18 protein-coding genes are annotated in these 16,134 nt (G+C 66.6%); 13 read left to right on the forward strand and 5 right to left on the reverse strand.

From position 1 onward, the window contains the following. The first annotated feature begins 68 nt into the window (after positions 1–68). On the forward strand, positions 69–629 hold the full coding sequence (locus CFB39_RS19135; RefSeq protein WP_089474015.1) for a hypothetical protein: 561 nt from the start codon (positions 69–71) through the stop codon (positions 627–629). On the opposite strand, the gene CFB39_RS19140 is transcribed toward CFB39_RS19135, so the two are convergent. Next, positions 630–1,505: a LysR family transcriptional regulator gene (locus tag CFB39_RS19140; RefSeq protein ID WP_089428468.1), complete on the reverse strand. Its 876-nt coding sequence runs from the start codon at positions 1,503–1,505 to the stop codon at positions 630–632. 161 nt (positions 1,506–1,666) lie between these two features. Between CFB39_RS19140 and CFB39_RS19145 the strand changes: the two genes are divergently transcribed. Both CFB39_RS19145 and CFB39_RS19150 read left to right on the forward strand, forming a co-directional pair. Then, positions 1,667–2,986 carry a DUF3422 family protein gene (locus tag CFB39_RS19145; RefSeq protein ID WP_089457473.1) on the forward strand — a complete coding sequence of 440 codons (1,320 nt, stop codon included), beginning with the start codon at positions 1,667–1,669 and terminating at the stop codon, positions 2,984–2,986. A gap of 34 nt (positions 2,987–3,020) precedes the next feature. After that, entirely contained in the window at positions 3,021–3,224 is a 204-nt protein-coding gene (locus CFB39_RS19150) for a hypothetical protein (protein ID WP_089429190.1), read from the forward strand. Positions 3,225–3,299: 75 nt separating this feature from the next. On the opposite strand, the gene cynR is transcribed toward CFB39_RS19150, so the two are convergent. Then, positions 3,300–4,196, reverse strand: a complete 897-nt coding sequence (gene cynR / locus CFB39_RS19155; protein ID WP_089474016.1) for a transcriptional regulator CynR — start codon at positions 4,194–4,196, stop codon at positions 3,300–3,302. A 113-nt stretch (positions 4,197–4,309) separates the two neighbouring features. On the opposite strand from cynR, the gene CFB39_RS19160 reads away from it, so the two are divergent. From CFB39_RS19160 to CFB39_RS19190, 8 genes are all read left to right on the forward strand, one after another. Beyond that, entirely contained in the window at positions 4,310–4,969 is a 660-nt protein-coding gene (locus tag CFB39_RS19160; protein WP_089474017.1) for a carbonic anhydrase, read from the forward strand. Positions 4,970–5,005: 36 nt separating this feature from the next. After that, on the forward strand, positions 5,006–5,476 hold the full coding sequence (cynS, locus tag CFB39_RS19165) for a cyanase (protein WP_089428464.1): 471 nt from the start codon (positions 5,006–5,008) through the stop codon (positions 5,474–5,476). Positions 5,477–5,583: 107 nt separating this feature from the next. Continuing rightward, positions 5,584–6,051 carry a nucleoside deaminase gene (locus CFB39_RS19170; protein WP_089428463.1) on the forward strand — a complete coding sequence of 156 codons (468 nt, stop codon included), beginning with the start codon at positions 5,584–5,586 and terminating at the stop codon, positions 6,049–6,051. 253 nt (positions 6,052–6,304) lie between these two features. Beyond that, positions 6,305–6,490: a hypothetical protein gene (locus CFB39_RS39500; protein ID WP_144030279.1), complete on the forward strand. Its 186-nt coding sequence runs from the start codon at positions 6,305–6,307 to the stop codon at positions 6,488–6,490. Between the two features lie 84 nt (positions 6,491–6,574). Further along, a complete protein-coding gene (locus tag CFB39_RS19175; RefSeq protein ID WP_244115294.1) occupies positions 6,575–7,675 on the forward strand; it encodes an ABC transporter ATP-binding protein in 1,101 nt (366 codons plus the stop codon). A 10-nt stretch (positions 7,676–7,685) separates the two neighbouring features. Continuing rightward, entirely contained in the window at positions 7,686–8,672 is a 987-nt protein-coding gene (locus CFB39_RS19180; protein ID WP_089473678.1) for an ABC transporter permease subunit, read from the forward strand. Then, positions 8,669–9,508, forward strand: coding sequence for an ABC transporter permease subunit (locus tag CFB39_RS19185; protein ID WP_089473679.1), 840 nt, complete (start codon positions 8,669–8,671; stop codon positions 9,506–9,508). Before CFB39_RS19180 ends, CFB39_RS19185 begins: the two co-directional genes overlap by 4 nt. A gap of 172 nt (positions 9,509–9,680) precedes the next feature. Continuing rightward, positions 9,681–10,115 carry a GNAT family N-acetyltransferase gene (locus CFB39_RS19190; RefSeq protein WP_089474019.1) on the forward strand — a complete coding sequence of 145 codons (435 nt, stop codon included), beginning with the start codon at positions 9,681–9,683 and terminating at the stop codon, positions 10,113–10,115. Between the two features lie 138 nt (positions 10,116–10,253). Here CFB39_RS19190 and CFB39_RS19195 read toward each other — a convergent pair whose 3' ends face one another. Next, positions 10,254–11,537, reverse strand: coding sequence for a cystathionine gamma-synthase family protein (locus CFB39_RS19195; protein WP_089474020.1), 1,284 nt, complete (start codon positions 11,535–11,537; stop codon positions 10,254–10,256). A gap of 146 nt (positions 11,538–11,683) precedes the next feature. Beyond that, positions 11,684–12,574, reverse strand: coding sequence for a LysR family transcriptional regulator (locus CFB39_RS19200; protein WP_089474021.1), 891 nt, complete (start codon positions 12,572–12,574; stop codon positions 11,684–11,686). 145 nt (positions 12,575–12,719) lie between these two features. Here CFB39_RS19200 and tam point away from each other — a divergent pair, with 145 nt between their 5' ends. Then, entirely contained in the window at positions 12,720–13,505 is a 786-nt protein-coding gene (gene tam / locus CFB39_RS19205; RefSeq protein WP_089475600.1) for a trans-aconitate 2-methyltransferase, read from the forward strand. Between the two features lie 40 nt (positions 13,506–13,545). On the opposite strand, the gene CFB39_RS19210 is transcribed toward tam, so the two are convergent. Further along, positions 13,546–14,136, reverse strand: a complete 591-nt coding sequence (locus tag CFB39_RS19210) for a GNAT family N-acetyltransferase (RefSeq protein ID WP_089474022.1) — start codon at positions 14,134–14,136, stop codon at positions 13,546–13,548. 749 nt (positions 14,137–14,885) lie between these two features. Here CFB39_RS19210 and CFB39_RS19215 point away from each other — a divergent pair. Next, the gene (locus CFB39_RS19215) at positions 14,886–16,049 is read left to right on the forward strand and encodes a porin (protein WP_089474023.1); all 1,164 of its coding nucleotides are present in this window, start codon (positions 14,886–14,888) and stop codon (positions 16,047–16,049) included. Positions 16,050–16,134 lie beyond the last annotated feature (85 nt).

A 16,134-nucleotide genomic window follows, 5' to 3' on the forward strand; every position in this document is an offset into this window, starting at 1 on the left:
CCGTCGACCGACGGCGGACACGCGCGCGACACCGCGTGCGCGGCGCCGATCCTGAATACGGAGGGGTCATGCACCTCATGGAAGCAGTACCTGTCGCGCGGCCGGAGAGCCGCCGCGTACGGACGGCGTCGTTGCCGTCGGGCCAGCAGCTCGCGCGTCAGCTCGTGACGACGGTACGCGTGGCCGAAGTGCTGCTGCACCAGGCGATCGTCGTGCCCGACCGGCATCAGTGGTCGGTCGACACCGAACGGGTCGACGCGGCCGGCGGGCCGCTCGCGGCGTGGGAAACCTGCGTGAGCTGGCGGATCGGCAAGACGTTCGCGTCGACGGTCAGCCCGGCCGCGCGCGTCAACGACCGCGACCAGGTCGCGGTCGAGATCCGGCTTTATTTGCCCGAACAGGACTATGTGGCCGGGCGGCGCGTGAGCACCTTCGGCCTTCGCCACGGCAACGCGTTCGGCGCGACGCTGTCGGTCGCGGCGGGCGCGCAGTGGGGCTGGCAACGCAAGGAGCACGTCGCGCCGGAACACCGGCACGTGCGCGGCGACACACTCGAGGCGCTCGTCGATACGGTCGCCGCGAACGTCAACGCGGCGCTGGGCGCGGCCGGGTTCGGCGCGACGCGCTGATCAGGCTTCGCCGGTCTGCCCGGTCTGCCGCTGCAGGTCTTCCATCAGCTGTTCCGCGAGAAAGTCGCACGGCGGCCGCTTCGACTTGGTGCTGCGCGCGAGGATCAGCTCGAGCGGCGGCAGGTCGGGCAGCCCGTGCGAGCGGCCGAGCATCGAAAGCTGCGCGGGAATCGCGCAGCGCGCGAGCGGCGCGACGGCCAGGCCGGCCTCGACCATGCTGAGCAGCCCGAGCAGGCTCGGGCTTTCATAGGACGTGCGGTACGGCACCTTCGCGCGTTCCAGGCTGCGGATCGCGTTCTCGCGCGCGACGCTCCCCGGCATGAACACCGCGATCGGCAGCGGCCGTTCTTCCCACACGCGCGGCCCGTTCGTCATCGCGGCCCACGCCATCGGCTCGTGGCGGATGAAGTCGCCGGACAGCCCCTTGATGCGCGTGCCGCACACGAGATCGACGGTGCCGTCCTTGATCAGCGGCGCGAGTGCGCTGCTCGGCAGCCCCATCACCTGGATCTCGACCTTCGGGTAGGTCGCCGAGAATTTCTTCAGGACCGACGGCAGCAGCGACGACGCATAGTCGTCCGGCACGCCGATCACGACCTTGCCGGTCACTTCCGGCCGCACCACGGCCGCCCAGGCCTCGTCGCGCAGCGCCAGCATTCGTCTGGCGAATCCCAGCAGCACCTCGCCTTCGCGCGTCAGCACGATGCTGCGCGGCTTGCGCACGAACAGCGGCCGGCCGATCGCGTCTTCCAGGCTCTTGATCTGCATGCTCACGGCCGACTGCGAGCGGTTCACGGCCTCGGCGGCGCGGGTCATGTTGCCGGTTTCCGCGACGGCGACGACGGTGGCCAGCACGTCGTGATCGAGCATCTTCATAGGTATAAGGAAAACTGAACGTAACGATCAGCATTATGCGTTTTTATTGTTGCTGTGTGTCTGCCATAGTGCGATCACGCTGACGTTTCACCCGAGGGTGGCGCGGCGTTCGGGCCGGCCGAGCCGGCGTGCAGCACTGAACAGGAAAGCGTGGTGTCTCGATGATGGACCATCCGTTGCGCGCCGCACTGGCCGCGGAATTGCATGCCCGGCCGTTCCTGCGGCTCGCCGAAGCCGTGTCGCTCACGCATTACGCGATCTACGCGGACGGCCAGCCCGACATCCACGAAACGCTGCTGCACGCGCTGTGCCGCGACACCGGCATCGCCGCGCCGCACGAAGGCGCGACGCACTACGCGGTGCAGTCGCCGAGCGGCTGGCACCTGAAGTGGGAACGCCACACCGAATTCTCGACCTTCACGTTCGTCGCGCCACGTCGCGACACCGGCTATTTCGACGATCTCGCGATCGAAGGCATTCCGGCCGCGTGGTTCGCGCGGCTGGCCGGCATCCGCTTCGTCGCGGTGCGCATGGAGCTGCTGTCGGGCGACGCCGCGCGGCTCGTGTGCGGCGACCTGCGCCGCTGGATCGACGGGCCCGCGCTCGTCGGCAGCAACGTGCTCGGCGGCGGCAAGGTGTTCTGCGACTGGCACGTGCGCGACGACGGCTTCATGCGCTTTCTCGTGGTCGACGAGGATTTCCGCGAGGAGCAGGGCGGCCGGCTGCTGCAGCGCCTGTATGAAATCGAAACGTACCGGATGATGGCGCTGCTCGCGCTGCCCGTCGCGCGCCGGATGAGCCGCGAGCTCGACGAGATCCACGCGGCGCTGCACGCATTGATGCAGCGGATGGACGCGAGCGGCGCGGACGGCGACGATACGGCGCTGCTCGTCAAGCTCACGCATCTCGCGGTGCGGGTCGAATCGCTGTCGGGATCGGGCGCGCGTTTCAGCGCCTCGCGGGCGTACGAAAAGCTCGTGCTGGCACGCATCCACGAGCTGCGCGAGGAGCGCATCGAAGGGATGCCGACGATCGCCGAATTCATGGAGCGCCGCTTCGCGCCCGCGATGGAAACCTGCCGCAGCGTCTGGGCGCGCCACGAGCAGATCGCCGCGCGGATCGCGCGGGCGGTCGACCTGCTGCGCACGCGCGTGAACCTTGCCCAGGAAAAGGACGTGACGCGCCTGCTGGCGGGCATGGAGCGCACCGCGCGCAATCAGCTTCATTTGCAGCACGCGGTCGAAGGGCTGTCGGTGGCCGCCATTTCGTACTACGTGCTGTCGCTCGCGACGGCGGCGTTCAAGGCGCTGCACGTGATGAACCTGCCGGTCGATCCGGAACTGGCGGAAGGCTTGCTGATCGCGCCGGTCGTGTTCGCGGTGATTCACATCACGCGGCGCACGCGCGCGCAGCTGGCGCGATCGGAGGCTGCGCATGACGGCGCGCCGGTGCATGCCGCGGCGTTGAAGCAGGCTGGTTAGAACATCTAAAACACAATCGATGAAAGGAATGGAGATGACTTTTTCGCAGACACAAGCGGGCTTTTACAGCGGTTTCGATGCCGCGTTCGACGAACCGGCACCGGGTGAGCCGGGCGCGCCGGACGAGCCGCGCGTGACGTCGTATCAGGCCGTGCTGCAGGAGCCGATGACGTCGCTCGTCGGGAATACGATCGATCGGCCGGACGTCGCGGCGGTGGCGATTCTCGGGTACAACTGACGCGATGGCTTGCCCCGGTCCGGGGCAAAGCCGGCCTTCATGACCCGGCACGTCTCGAGACGTGCCGGGCGCGGTTCACTTTCTTTTTTCCCGTTTCCCCGCCTGCCGCGCCAGCGCCAGTTCGACGAACGCGCGCGCGGCCGCGCTTCGGTACGCCCCCTTGCGCTGCAGCAGCACGGCCGTGCGCCGCAGGACGGCCGGATCGAGCGCGATGGCGACCAGATCGTCATGGCCGGTCGCGATCGTCGCCGGCAGCAGCGTCGCCAGGTTCGTGCGGCGCACGATCTCGATCACCGCCCCCAGTGAATTCGCTTCCATCAACACGCGCGGCCGCACGTCTTGCTCGCGGAAATAGCGGTCGATCTGCACGCGTGTCGCGAACTCGGCCGTGAGCAGCACCAGCGGCGCGTCATGCAGCGCGCGCACGCCGGCCTTGCGTTTGCCGGCGAGCGCATGCTCGCGGTTCACGACGAGCGCGAGCGTTTCGACCAGCAGCGTTTGTGCTTCGATATCCGCCGTCTGCACATCCTCGAACGCGATGCCGACATCGAGCTCGTCGTCGACGAGCAGCGCCTCGATGCGTTCCTGCGACATCTCGCGCACCGACAGCGACACGTCCGGATAGCGGCCGTGAAACGCCTCGACGAGCGGCCCGACGAGATAGCTCGTGAAAGTCGGCGTGACCGCGATCCGCAGCGAGCCGCGGCTCAGGTCCTGCACGTCGTGAATCGCGCGCCGGCCTTCCGCGAGATCGTGCAGCGCCTGCCGCGCATAGCGGAAATACACGTCGCCGGCGTCGGTCAGCCGCGTCACGCGCCCGGTGCGGTCGAACAGCTGCGCGCCGAGCGTCTCCTCGAGCTGGCGGATCTGCTGGGACAGCGCGGGCTGCGACACGTGCAGTGCGGCGGCCGCGCGCGTGAAGCTGCGGTGCTCGGCGACGGCGAGGAAGTAGTGGATATGGCGCAGCAGCATGGCGGTTCCTATAAGTCCTGCTTATCGGGAAGATCATAAATCAGTCTTTTACGTTATTGGAAGTCCGGCGTAACCTGCCCTTCATCGATTCCACCTGCACCGGAGAACACACGATGAAGGACATCATCGAAGGCTTCCTGAAGTTCCAGCGCGACGCCTATCCGGAGCGCGCCGCACTGTTCCGCGATCTCGCGCGCAGCCAGAACCCACGGGCGCTGTTCATCTCGTGCTCGGACAGCCGGCTCGTGCCCGAACTCGTCACGCAGCGCGAACCGGGCGACCTGTTCGTGATCCGCAATGCCGGCAACATCGTGCCGTCATACGGCCCCGAGCCGGGCGGCGTATCGGCATCGGTCGAATACGCGGTGGCCGCGCTGCGCGTGACCGACGTCGTGATCTGCGGCCATTCCGATTGCGGCGCGATGTCCGCGATCGCCACCTGCCAGTGCCTGGATCACATGCCGGCCGTCGGCCACTGGCTGCGCTACGCCGATTCGGCACGGGTCGTGAACGAGGCGCGCCCGCATCGCAGCGAACGCGAGCGGATCGACTCGATGGTGCGCGAGAACGTCGTCGCGCAACTGGCCAACCTGAAGACGCACCCCGCCGTGCGGCTCGCGCTCGAAGAAGGGCGCCTCGCGCTGCACGGCTGGGTCTACGACATCGAATCGGGCTGCATCGACGCCTACGACGGCGCGACCGGCCGGTTCGTTTCCCTGGCGGACCACCCCGAGGTCCGCGCCACGCCCGCGACGCTCGCCGTCGCGGCCTGAATCCGGATTGCTCCCACCCCACCACGAGGAATTGCCATGATCCAGTCCCAGCACAGCCAGACCGCCCGCCACGCACTTGCCGAAACCATCGTGCTCGCGAAGGCGCGCAAGAACCTGTCGTTCGCGCAGCTCACCGAAGGCACGGGCCTGAGCGAAGCGTTCGTGACGGCCGCGCTGCTCGGCCAGCACGCGCTGCCGGCGCAAGCCGCACGCAGCGTTGCCGACAAGCTCGGCCTCGACGACGATGCGGTGCTGCTGCTGCAGATGATCCCGCTGCGCGGCAGCATCGACGATCGCGTGCCGACCGACCCGACCATTTACCGGTTCTACGAAATGCTGCAGGTGTACGGCACGACGCTGAAGGCGCTGGTCCACGAGAAGTTCGGCGACGGCATCATCAGCGCGATCAATTTCCGGCTCGACGTGAAGAAGGTCGACGATCCCGAAGGCGGTTCGCGCGCGGTGATCACGCTCGACGGCAAGTACCTGCCGACCAAGCCGTTCTGACGCCGGCGCGGCGCCGCGGCAGCGGTGCCGCGCAGGTTCCTGCCCGATGTGCGTAGGCCGCCGGCCGGCGCGCGTTCCCGCCATTCCGTTTCAACGAGGACGCAGCCATGGATTTTGTGAAACGCACGATCGATCTCGCGATGAAGAACGTGGAAGAGGGTGGCCGCCCGTTCGCGACGGTGATCGTCCGCGACGGCGAGATCGTCGCGGAAAGCCCGAACCTCGTCGCGCAAACCAGTGACCCGACCGCGCACGCCGAGATCCTCGCGGTGCGCGATGCGTGCCGCACGCTCGGCACCGAGCACCTGAGCGACTGCGAGATCTACATTCTCGCAAGCCCTTGCCCGATGTGCCTCGGTTCGCTGTACTACTGCAGCCCGAAGCGCGTGGTCTACATCACGACGCGCGAGGACTACGCGCCGTTCTACCGCGACGACCGCAAGTATTTCGAGCTCGACACGTTCTACGCCGAATATGCGAAGCCGATCGACGAGCGCCGGTTGCCGATGGTGCAGCAGAAGCACGGCGACGCGATCAACGTCTACCGGCGCTGGAAGGAACTGAACGCGAAGTGATGTAACACGCGCGGCGCACCGGCCGCGCCTGGCAGCCGCCCGGCTGCTCGTTTTCCCGACCCTCCGTTTCACCCGGCGGCGCCCATGCCGCCGGGCGCCCGCGCTGCCGCACGGGGCCGGCTCGTGCCCCCGTTTTCCTGCCTCGCCAAACATCGATCCCGTTCAATGTCCGGAACGGAAATCCGCGATCCAAAAGGTTTTTGACGCGTTTAAAAATTCGCACTGGAGACGACAGAAACGTGCGGAAAGCCCGATGAAAACCGATGAAATCTTCATGACAGCCTGCGCAGCGACCTCGGTCGGTCGCCACGGATGGCCGCCGATCGCCGTGCGTTTCCCCACCCCTGTTTCGTTGCGCCATACGTTCCGGACGAGGAATCGCTCGATTCCTCTCCGCCAGCACGGTGCGGCTGCCCGGCCGGTCGCGCCTGACGCCTGAGATTCGCTTACCTGCTTACAACGGACCATCATGAAACGGGATTCATTCAGTACACCTGATGCGCTGCATCGCCCGACGACGGACATGCTCAAGCCGAACGACGCCTTCGTACGCATCGAAAACGTCGTGAAGAAATTCGGCGACAGCACCGCCGTCGACAACGTGAACCTGACGATCGCGAAGAACGAGCTGTTCGCGCTGCTCGGCAGCTCCGGCTGCGGCAAGTCGACGTTGCTGCGCATGCTCGCCGGGCTCGAGACGGCCACCTCCGGCAAGATCTTCGTCGACGGCGAGGACCTTGCTTCGCTGCCGCCGTACCGCCGCCCGGTGAACATGATGTTCCAGTCGTACGCGCTGTTCCCGCACATGACGGTCGAATCGAACGTCGCGTTCGGCCTGAAGCAGGAAGGCACGCCAAAGAACGAGATCAAGGAACGCGTGGCCGATGCGCTCGCGCTCGTGCAGATGAGCAAGTACGCGCAGCGCAAGCCGCACCAGCTCTCCGGCGGGCAGCAGCAGCGCGTCGCGCTCGCGCGCTCGCTGGTCAAGCGCCCGAAGCTGCTCTTGCTCGACGAGCCGATGTCCGCGCTCGACAAGAAGATCCGCCAGAAGACCCAGCTCGAACTCGTGAACATCATCGAGAAGGTCGACGTGACCTGCGTGATGGTCACGCACGACCAGGAAGAGGCGATGACGATGGCCAGCCGCCTCGCGGTGATGAGCGAAGGCAAGATCGTGCAGATCGGCGCGCCGGGCGAGGTGTACGAGTTTCCGAACAGCCGCTTCTCGGCCGAGTTCATCGGCTCGACCAACCTGTTCGAAGGGCGCGTGGTCGAAGACGAACCCGACCACATCTTCGTCGAGAGCGACGACCTCGAAGCGCGCATGTACGTGAGCCACGGCGTCACAGGCCCGCTCGGGATGCCGGTCGGCATCTCGGTGCGCCCGGAACGCATTCACGTGTCGCGCGAAAAACCGGGCTCGAAACACAACTGGGCGCGCGGCGTCGTGACCGACATCGCGTACATGGGCAGCTACTCGCTGTACCACGTGCGCTTGCCGAGCGGCAAGACGGTCGTGTCGAACCTGTCGAGCTCGCACCTGATGAACGACAACGCACCGGCGTGGAACGACGACGTGTTCGTGTCGTGGTCGCCGGCCAGCGGCGTCGTGCTGACGCAGTGAGGACGCCACGATGAGAACCTCTGCTTCCACGCCCTCCGCTCCGGTGTCGACCGGTACGACCGCCGCGCCCCAGGCGTACAAGCGCCGCGGCCGCCTTGCCGCGCTGGCGCGCTTCCTGCCGTCGGGCCGCAGCGTCGCGATCGGCGTGCCGTTCGTGTGGCTGGCCGTGTTCTTCGCGCTGCCGTTCGTGCTGGTGCTGAAGATCAGCTTCGCCGACCAGGTGATGGGCATCCCGCCGTACACGTCGCTCGTCGAGATCAAGGACGGCGTCGTGCACTTCGCGCTGCAGCTGTCGCACTACGCGTTCCTGCTGCAGGACGACCTGTACATCGCGACCTACCTCAGCTCGCTGAAGATGGCCGCTGTCTCGACGGTGCTGTGCCTGCTGATCGGTTACCCGATGGCGTACTACATCGCGCGCTCGGAGCCGAACCGCCGCAACGTGCTGATGATGGCCGTGATGCTGCCGTTCTGGACGTCGTTCCTGATCCGCGTGTACGCGTGGATCGGCATCCTGAAGGACGACGGGCTCCTGAACCACACGCTGATCGCGCTCGGCATCATCCACACGCCGCTGCGCCTCTATCACAGCGATGCAGGTGTCTACATCGGGATGGTCTATTCGTACCTGCCGTTCATGGTGATGCCGCTGTACGCGCACCTCGTGAAGATGGACCTCACGCTGCTCGAAGCCGCGTACGACCTCGGCGCCAAGCCGTGGGTCGCGTTCACGCGGATCACGCTGCCGCTGTCGAAGAACGGGATCATCGCCGGCAGCCTGCTGGTGTTCATCCCGGCGGTGGGCGAGTACGTGATTCCGGAGCTGCTCGGCGGCGCCGACACGCTGATGATCGGCCGCGTGATGTGGGATGAATTCTTCAACAACATGGACTGGCCGATGGCGTCCGCGGTGACGGTCGCGATGGTGCTGCTGTTGCTGGTGCCGATGGCGCTGTTCCAGTACTACCAGGTCAAGGAACTGGAGGACGCGAAATGATCAAGCCGAGCAAACCGCTGTCGACGGGCGTTCTCGCCTTCGGTTTCCTGTTCCTGTACATCCCGATCATCAGCCTGGTCGTGTACTCGTTCAACGAGTCGAAGCTGGTGACGGTGTGGTCGGGCTTCTCGCTGAAGTGGTACTCGGCGCTGCTGGACGACGACGAGCTGCTGAGCGCCGCGTGGCTGTCGCTGAAGATCGGTCTCTTGACGGCGACCGCGTCGGTCGTGATCGGCACGTGGGCGGGCTTCGTGCTTGCGCGCTTCGGCCGCTTCAAGGGCTTCACGCTGTACACGGGGATGATCAACGCGCCGCTGGTGATCCCGGAAGTGATCCAGGGCATCTCGCTGCTGTTGCTGTTCGTTGCGCTGGAGCAGATGTTCGGCTGGCCGAAGGGGCGCGGGATGGTGACGATCTGGATCGGCCACGTGATGCTGTGCGTGTCGTACGTGGCGATCATCGTGCAGTCGCGCGTGAAGGAGATGAACAAGTCGCTGGAAGAGGCGGCGCTCGATCTCGGCGCGACGCCGCTGAAGGTGTTCTTCGTGGTGACGCTGCCGTTGATCTCGCAGGCGCTGCTGTCGGGGTGGCTACTGTCGTTCACGCTGTCGATCGACGACCTGGTGCTGTCGGCGTTCCTGTCCGGGCCGGGCTCGACGACGCTGCCGCTGGTGGTGTTCTCGCGCGTGCGGCTGGGGCTGAACCCGGAGATGAACGCGCTGGCGACGCTGTTCATCACGGCGGTGACGATCGGCGTGATCGTCGTGAACCGGATGATGATCGCGCGTGAGCGTCGCCGCATCGCCGACATGAAGGCGGCGTTCGCGGTGGCGTGAGGGCAGGGGTGGGGCAAGGGCATGAACGCGGCCGGCCACGTGATGCGTGACGACGGGTGACGAAGGCGGCGGGTGAGCCAGCACGGCATGCGCGCCGCCGCGCTATAGTCGTACGATTCCCGCGCGGGGCGTTGCATGCCCGGCGGTGTCTCTCTTCGACCGAACCTGCCCCATGACAACGCAACCCGACGTTTCCATCCGGCTCACCGACACCGAACAGCCGGCCGCACACGACTTCATCAGCGGCAAGCTCGGCGAATTCAATCACGCGATGACGGGGCGCGCCGACGCGGCCACGCTCGACGTGTATGTCACCGATCCCGCGACCGGCGAGATCATCGGTGGCCTCACGGGGCGCACGTCGCTCGGCCTCTTCTTCATCGATCTGTTCTACCTGCCCGAATCGCTGCGCGGCGGCGGGTTCGGCAGCCGGCTGCTGCGCGAGGCCGAGGCGGAAGCGAAACGACGGGGATGCGCGCGTGCGGTGCTCTACACGATCTCGTTCCAGGCACCGGATTTCTACCGGAAGCAGGGCTACGAAGCGTTCGGCGAAGTGCCGTGCGAGCCGGAAGGGACGTCGCGCGTGTTCATGGTGAAGGTGCTTTGAGCCGGCTCGCGTTGTGCGGCAAGCACGATGGCGTGGCGCGAATGCCGGCAACCGCGCGCGGGCGGCGTCGCTGAATCCCTGCACCGTGCCCACCGGCTTCACCCCGTGCGAACCGCCACGGGGCGCATGCCACGCCGGTCAGCAATGCTCCAGCGCGTACGACAGGTCGGCGATCAGGTCGTCCGGATGTTCGAGCCCGACCGACACGCGAATCAACCCTTCCGACACCCCCGCCGCCGCACGCGCGTCGGCCGGCACGCCCGAATGCGTGGTCGACGCCGGATGGCAGATCAGCGACTCCGTGCCGCCGAGACTGACCGCCGACTTGAAGAGCGTCAGGTGGTTGATGAACCGGAACGCCTGCTCGCGGCCGCCGTCGAGGATGAACGCGAACGTGGAACCCGGCCCGCTGCACTGGCGCTGATAGACGGCCTGATACGCCGGATCGTCGATGAGTTCCGGGTGCAGCACGCGCACCGGCCGATGCGGATTGTCGGCGAGCCAGCGGGCGACGGCGCTGCCGCTGCGGGCGGCCTGCTGCATGCGCAGCACGAGCGTTTCCATCGAGCGCGTGATCATCCACGACGAATGCGGGTCGAGCTGCGAGCCGAGCGTGCTGCGGACCGAGCGAATCTTCGTGATCAGCGCGCGAGCGCCCGTGACGCCGCCGGCGACGAGGTCGCTATGCCCGCCGATGTACTTCGTCAGCGAGTACACGCTCAGGTCGATGCCCTGCCGCGACGGCTTCTGGTACAGCGGGCCGAGCAACGTGTTGTCGCAGACCGACAGCGGGCGATAGCCGTGGCGTGCCTCGAACGCGTCGATCTCGCCGCGCAGCCCTTCGAGGTCGAACAGCGCGTTGGTCGGGTTCGCGGGCGTTTCGATGTAGCACATCCGCACGTGGCCCTTTTGCGCGGCCGCTTCGAGCGCGGCGCGGATCGCGTGGGGGGACAGCCCGTCGGCGATCACTTCGGAGCGAATGCCCCACTCGGGCAGGAACTTCGAGATCAGCGTTTCGGTGCCGCCGTACAGCGGCACGGACTGGACGACGCAGTCGCCCGGCCGCAGGAAGGTCAGCAGGATCGCGGCGATGGCCGACATGCCGCTCGACGTCACGACGGCGGCTTCGGAATCGTCGAGCAGGGCGAGGCGATCCTCGACGATCTCCAGGTTCGGGTGATTGAAACGGCTGTAGACGAGGCCCGCGCCTTCGCCTTCCGGTGAAGGCTTGCGCCCGGCCACGACGTCGAAGAATTCGGCGCCGTCCTCGGCCGTGCGGAACGCGAACGTCGACGTGAGGAACACGGGCGGCTTCACCGATCCTTCCGACAGGAACGGATCGTAGCCGTACGACATCATCTGGGTTTCGGGATGAAGTTCCCGGTCTGCAATCTTGCGCTTGTGGTAGTTGCGATAGGCCATGCAGTGCTCCGTGCAGGGGTGGTGAGGAACGGCCGTTGCAGCGGTGGCATGACGCGCGCGGCGCCGGGTAGGCACCGGCCATTGCGACCGCGTGTGGCGATACTACCCCGAAGGCGCTGCTTGGTGAGGCCCCCCTGACACAGTCGTCAGGGTGTCGCCTGTTCGACGATCATGTCGTACAACGCACGCGCGGCCGGCGACAGTTGCGCGCGCTTGCGCGTGACGAGCACGAGCGTGCGCGATATCGCCGGCTCGACGAGCTCGATCGTGCGGATCATCGGATACGCGTTCTTCTGGATCGCGAGCTTTGGCACCACGGCCGCGCCGAGCCCTTCCGCGACGAGGCCGAGCGCCGTCGAGCTGCGCTGCACTTCGTAGAACGAATGCAGCGACACGCCGCTCGTTTTCAGCGCGCCGTCGAGTAGCCCGCGATTGCCGCTCACTTCACCGGCGAAGATCAGCGGATGCGGCTGCAGCGCGGCCCAGCGAATGCGCCGCCGCTTCGCGAGCGGATGATCGTCGCGGCACACCAGCACATAGGGGTCGCTCGTCAGCGGCACGTTGACCAGCTCGGGATGCTGGTCGCCGGCGATGCCGATGCCGAACTCGGCCTCGCGATGCAGCACGGCCTGCAGCACCGACGCCGACGCATGATCGAGGATCTTCACGCGATCGTGCGGCCGGTGCGCGGAGAACGCGCGCAGGATGCGCGGCAGGTATTGCACGCCGACCGTTGGCACGCATGCGATCGTGACGTCGCCGCGCTGGCTCAGGCCGGTTTCGCGGATTTCGGTGAGTGCATCGGACAGTTCGTTCAGCAACCGGCGCGCTTGCGGCAGGAAACGCCGGCCGATTTCGGTGAGCGTGGTGCGGCGCGTGGTGCGCTCGACGAGCGCGACGCCGAGGAAGGTTTCGAGCTTGCGCAGCCGCTGCGTGATGGCTGTCTGCGTGACGTGCAGCGTGTCGGCCGCCTGCCGGAAGCTGCCGCCGTCGGCGATGGCGACGAAGGCCTGGACACCGAGCGTATCGATTTTCATTAGAGATTTGAATCAATCACGATATTAAATTCATTTTACTGAACTCGGTGACGATCGCAGAATGCGGTGCATCGACGGCCACCGGCATCCCGTTCGCATCGAATGCAACGCCGTCCACGCCGACCACGCCGACCAGGAGAACGACATGACGACCCCACTCGATCGATACGCGGCCCAGTACGTGCAATTCGAGGACGAACGCACCCGGCCGATCCGCGACCTGCTGGCCGCCGTGCCGAACACGCCGATCCATACCGCGATCGACATCGGCTGCGGGCCAGGCAATTCGACCGAGGCGCTGATCGCGCGTGCGCCGGACGCAACCGTCCACGGGATCGATGCATCGGCGGACATGATCGACGCCGCGCGCACGCGCCTGCCGGACCTGCGTTTCGATGTCGTGGATATTTCCACCTGGGACGATCCGGGCGGCTATGACCTGATTCTCGCGAATGCGGTGCTGCAATGGGTGCCCGCGCACGACACGCTGTTTCCGGCACTCGTCGGCCGGCTCGCATCGGGCGGCCATCTTGCGGTGCAGATGCCCGACAACCTCGACGAACCCGCGCACCGGCTGATGCGCGAGGTCGCCGCGGCCGGGCCGTGGGCGGACAAGCTGAAGGGTGCGGCACGTACCGAGCGGTTCGATGCGCGTGACTACCACGCGCTGCTGTCGCCGCTGTGCTCGCGGGTGGACGTATGGCGCACGACTTACTACCACCCGCTGCGCGGCGGTGCCGACGCGGTCGTGGAGTGGTTCAAGGGCAGCGCGCTGCGGCCGTTCCTCGCGGCGCTCGACGACGGCGAGCGCGCGGCGTTTCTCGCGCAGTATCGCGATGCGCTCGCCGGCCCGGGCGGCTATCCGGCGCTCGCCGACGGCACCGTGCTGCTGCCGTTCCCGCGCCTGTTCATCGTCGCGACGCGCACGTAACGCGACACTGATTCGGCCATGACGCACGGGCGGCCGTGCGTCAGCGCACCGGCCGCACCGATTCCGGGTCGACCGTGCGGATGCGTGCGGTCTGCCCGTCGCGCAGGTCCTTGTACCAGAACAGCGCCACTTCGCCGTCGTTCTCGTCGTCCGCGTACAGCAGACGATCGTGTCCGCCCAGCACGAAGCCTGAGCGGGCATACGTGCTGCACGCGGCGACGTTGTTCGACTGCGTTTCCAGCCGCATGAAGCCGAACCCGTGGCCGCGCGCCCACGATTCGGCGGTCGCCAGCAGCAACTGGCCGATGCCTTGCCGCCGGCACGGGCGGTCGACGGCCAGCTCCGCGATCGCCGCCATCCCGTTCCAGCTCTGGCCGATGGCCACGAACCCGGCGAGCCGGCCGCCGGCCGTCGCGCGAAAGAGCGCCGTCTTGCCGGACGCCTCGTCCGCCCAGCCGGCCGGATCGAAGCCGTAATTCTTGCGCCGCGTCGGCAGCGCGCGAAGATCGAGCAAGTCCTGATACGGCGCGTTCAATTCCCAGGCGATGTCGAACGAGAAGTCGCATCGGTCCAGCTCGTCGGCGGGCAGCCCGCTCGTCTGTTCGATGCTGATGTGCTCGGCTCGGTCCATGTGTCGGTGTCCTGTCTTCTGCGGGATGCGTGGTGGTGTCCGTGATGCGATTGTCGGCGCCATGATATGCGCCGCATGGAGTGTGTTCTGGCTTCGCTTTCATGCACCTGCACAATTCGCCGCGCGCGAGACCGGCACAGACCGGCTGCGTCCGAGGCGACGGAATGCGGTCGAGCGCCGAACCTGACGGACGCGCAAACGTGTGCGAGGTTCGCGCGCTCGCCGAGGCGCTCGTTCACTCGCCCGATTATGCTGGATTTCGGCGGTGGCCCTGTACTCGCATCGCTGCGATGACGGCCGTCGCGTGTCGCGTCTTCGATCTGCATGGCCGTCGATCGCATGTGGATGAAAGACGACAGGAACCCGAATAACTGTTTACGGTTGCGTGACAACTCGATATATTTCGCGAAATATATCGAAGGTCGTGGCGTCGTCAGGCGCCACGTCGTCCACCCGCTCCACGAAAGCCGGAAGAGATGCTGACCTGCATCGCCGGAGCAACGCGTCGTCGCGGCATGCGCAACCGGTGCGCACGCTTGTCGACGCTGCAACACGAGCGGCCGCCCTACGGCATGCCGCTTCCGCAAGCCCACACTGGCATCGAAACGAAACATCGTGCACGCGCATGAGGTGGTGCTGCGTGCGGCGATCCGGTGGCTTGCGCTCGTTCATCAGCCGGTTCTTCGTCAACACGCCGCGCGTCACGCTGCGACGCAGGTGCGCGCGTCAACAACAAAAAGGAAGTGAGCATGAAAAAGACCATCGTGGCCGCGGCCGCACTCGGGATGTTCGGCACCGCCGCGCACGCGCAAAGCAGCGTCACGCTCTACGGGTTGATCGATGCGGGTATCACGTATTCGAACAAGGTCGCGACGACGGGCGGGCACGACAAGCTCGTCAAGTACGGTGACGGCGTCGCGTCGGGCAGCCGCTGGGGCATCCGCGGCACCGAGGATCTCGGCGGCGGGTTGAAGGCGCTGTTCGTGCTGGAGAACGGCTTCAGCAGCGGCGACGGCTCGATCGGCCAGGGCGGCGCGATCTTCGGCCGGCAGGCATTCGTCGGCCTGTCGAAAAACGGCATCGGCTCGCTGACGTTCGGCCGCCAGTACTCGTTCTCGACCGACTACATCGGCGCGAACTATTCGATGGGCAGCCAGACGCCCGCCGGCAACTACGCGTATCACATCAACGATCTCGACCAGCTGACGTCGAGCCGCATCAACAACGCGGTGAAGTTCCAGAGCGCGAACTTCGCGGGCCTCACGTTCGGTGCGATGTACGGCTTCTCGAACTCGACGCAGTTCGCGGGCACGCCGACCACGACCGGCGCGAACGGTTCGCAGGGTTCGTCGAGCGCGTACAGCTTCGGCGCGAACTACGCGCAAGGGCCGTTCGGCATCGGCGCTGCGTACACGAACATCCGTTTCCCGAACGGCGCGCAGCCCGCGTTCGGCGTGAGCATCGCGAACATCAACACGCAAGGGTTGCGCGACCTCGAGACGGTCGGCGTCGGCGCGCGCTATGCGATCGCGGCGGCCCTCGTGTGGGCGAACTGGACGCACACGAAGTTCGTGCCGCTGTCGGGCGAGACGTCGAAGCTGAACAACTACGAAATCGGCGGCCGCTATGCGTTCACGCCGGCCCTGAGCGGCGGTCTCGGCTATACGTTCTCGAAGCTCGACGGCCGCTTCGACGGCAAGTGGCACCAGGTCAACGCCGCGCTCGACTATGCGCTGTCGAAGCGCACGGACGTGTACGTGAGCGCGGCCTACCAGAAGGCGTCGGGCAGCAACACGATCAACGGCCGCGTGGTGCCGGTGCAGGCCGAGATCGGCTCGTCGGGGTCGTTCATCGGCAACGCGGGCGCGAACACGCAGTTCGTCACGCGGATCGGCCTGCGTCACAAGTTCTGATATCCGTACGGCCGTTCGGCGCGTTCCACGAGGATCGGCTCGTCTAGCGCGTGCCGCGTGGCTGAAAAAGCATTCGGGCGCGACG

The sequence above is a fragment of the Burkholderia sp. AU6039 genome (assembly GCF_002223365.1).
GTDB lineage: Bacteria > Pseudomonadota > Gammaproteobacteria > Burkholderiales > Burkholderiaceae > Burkholderia.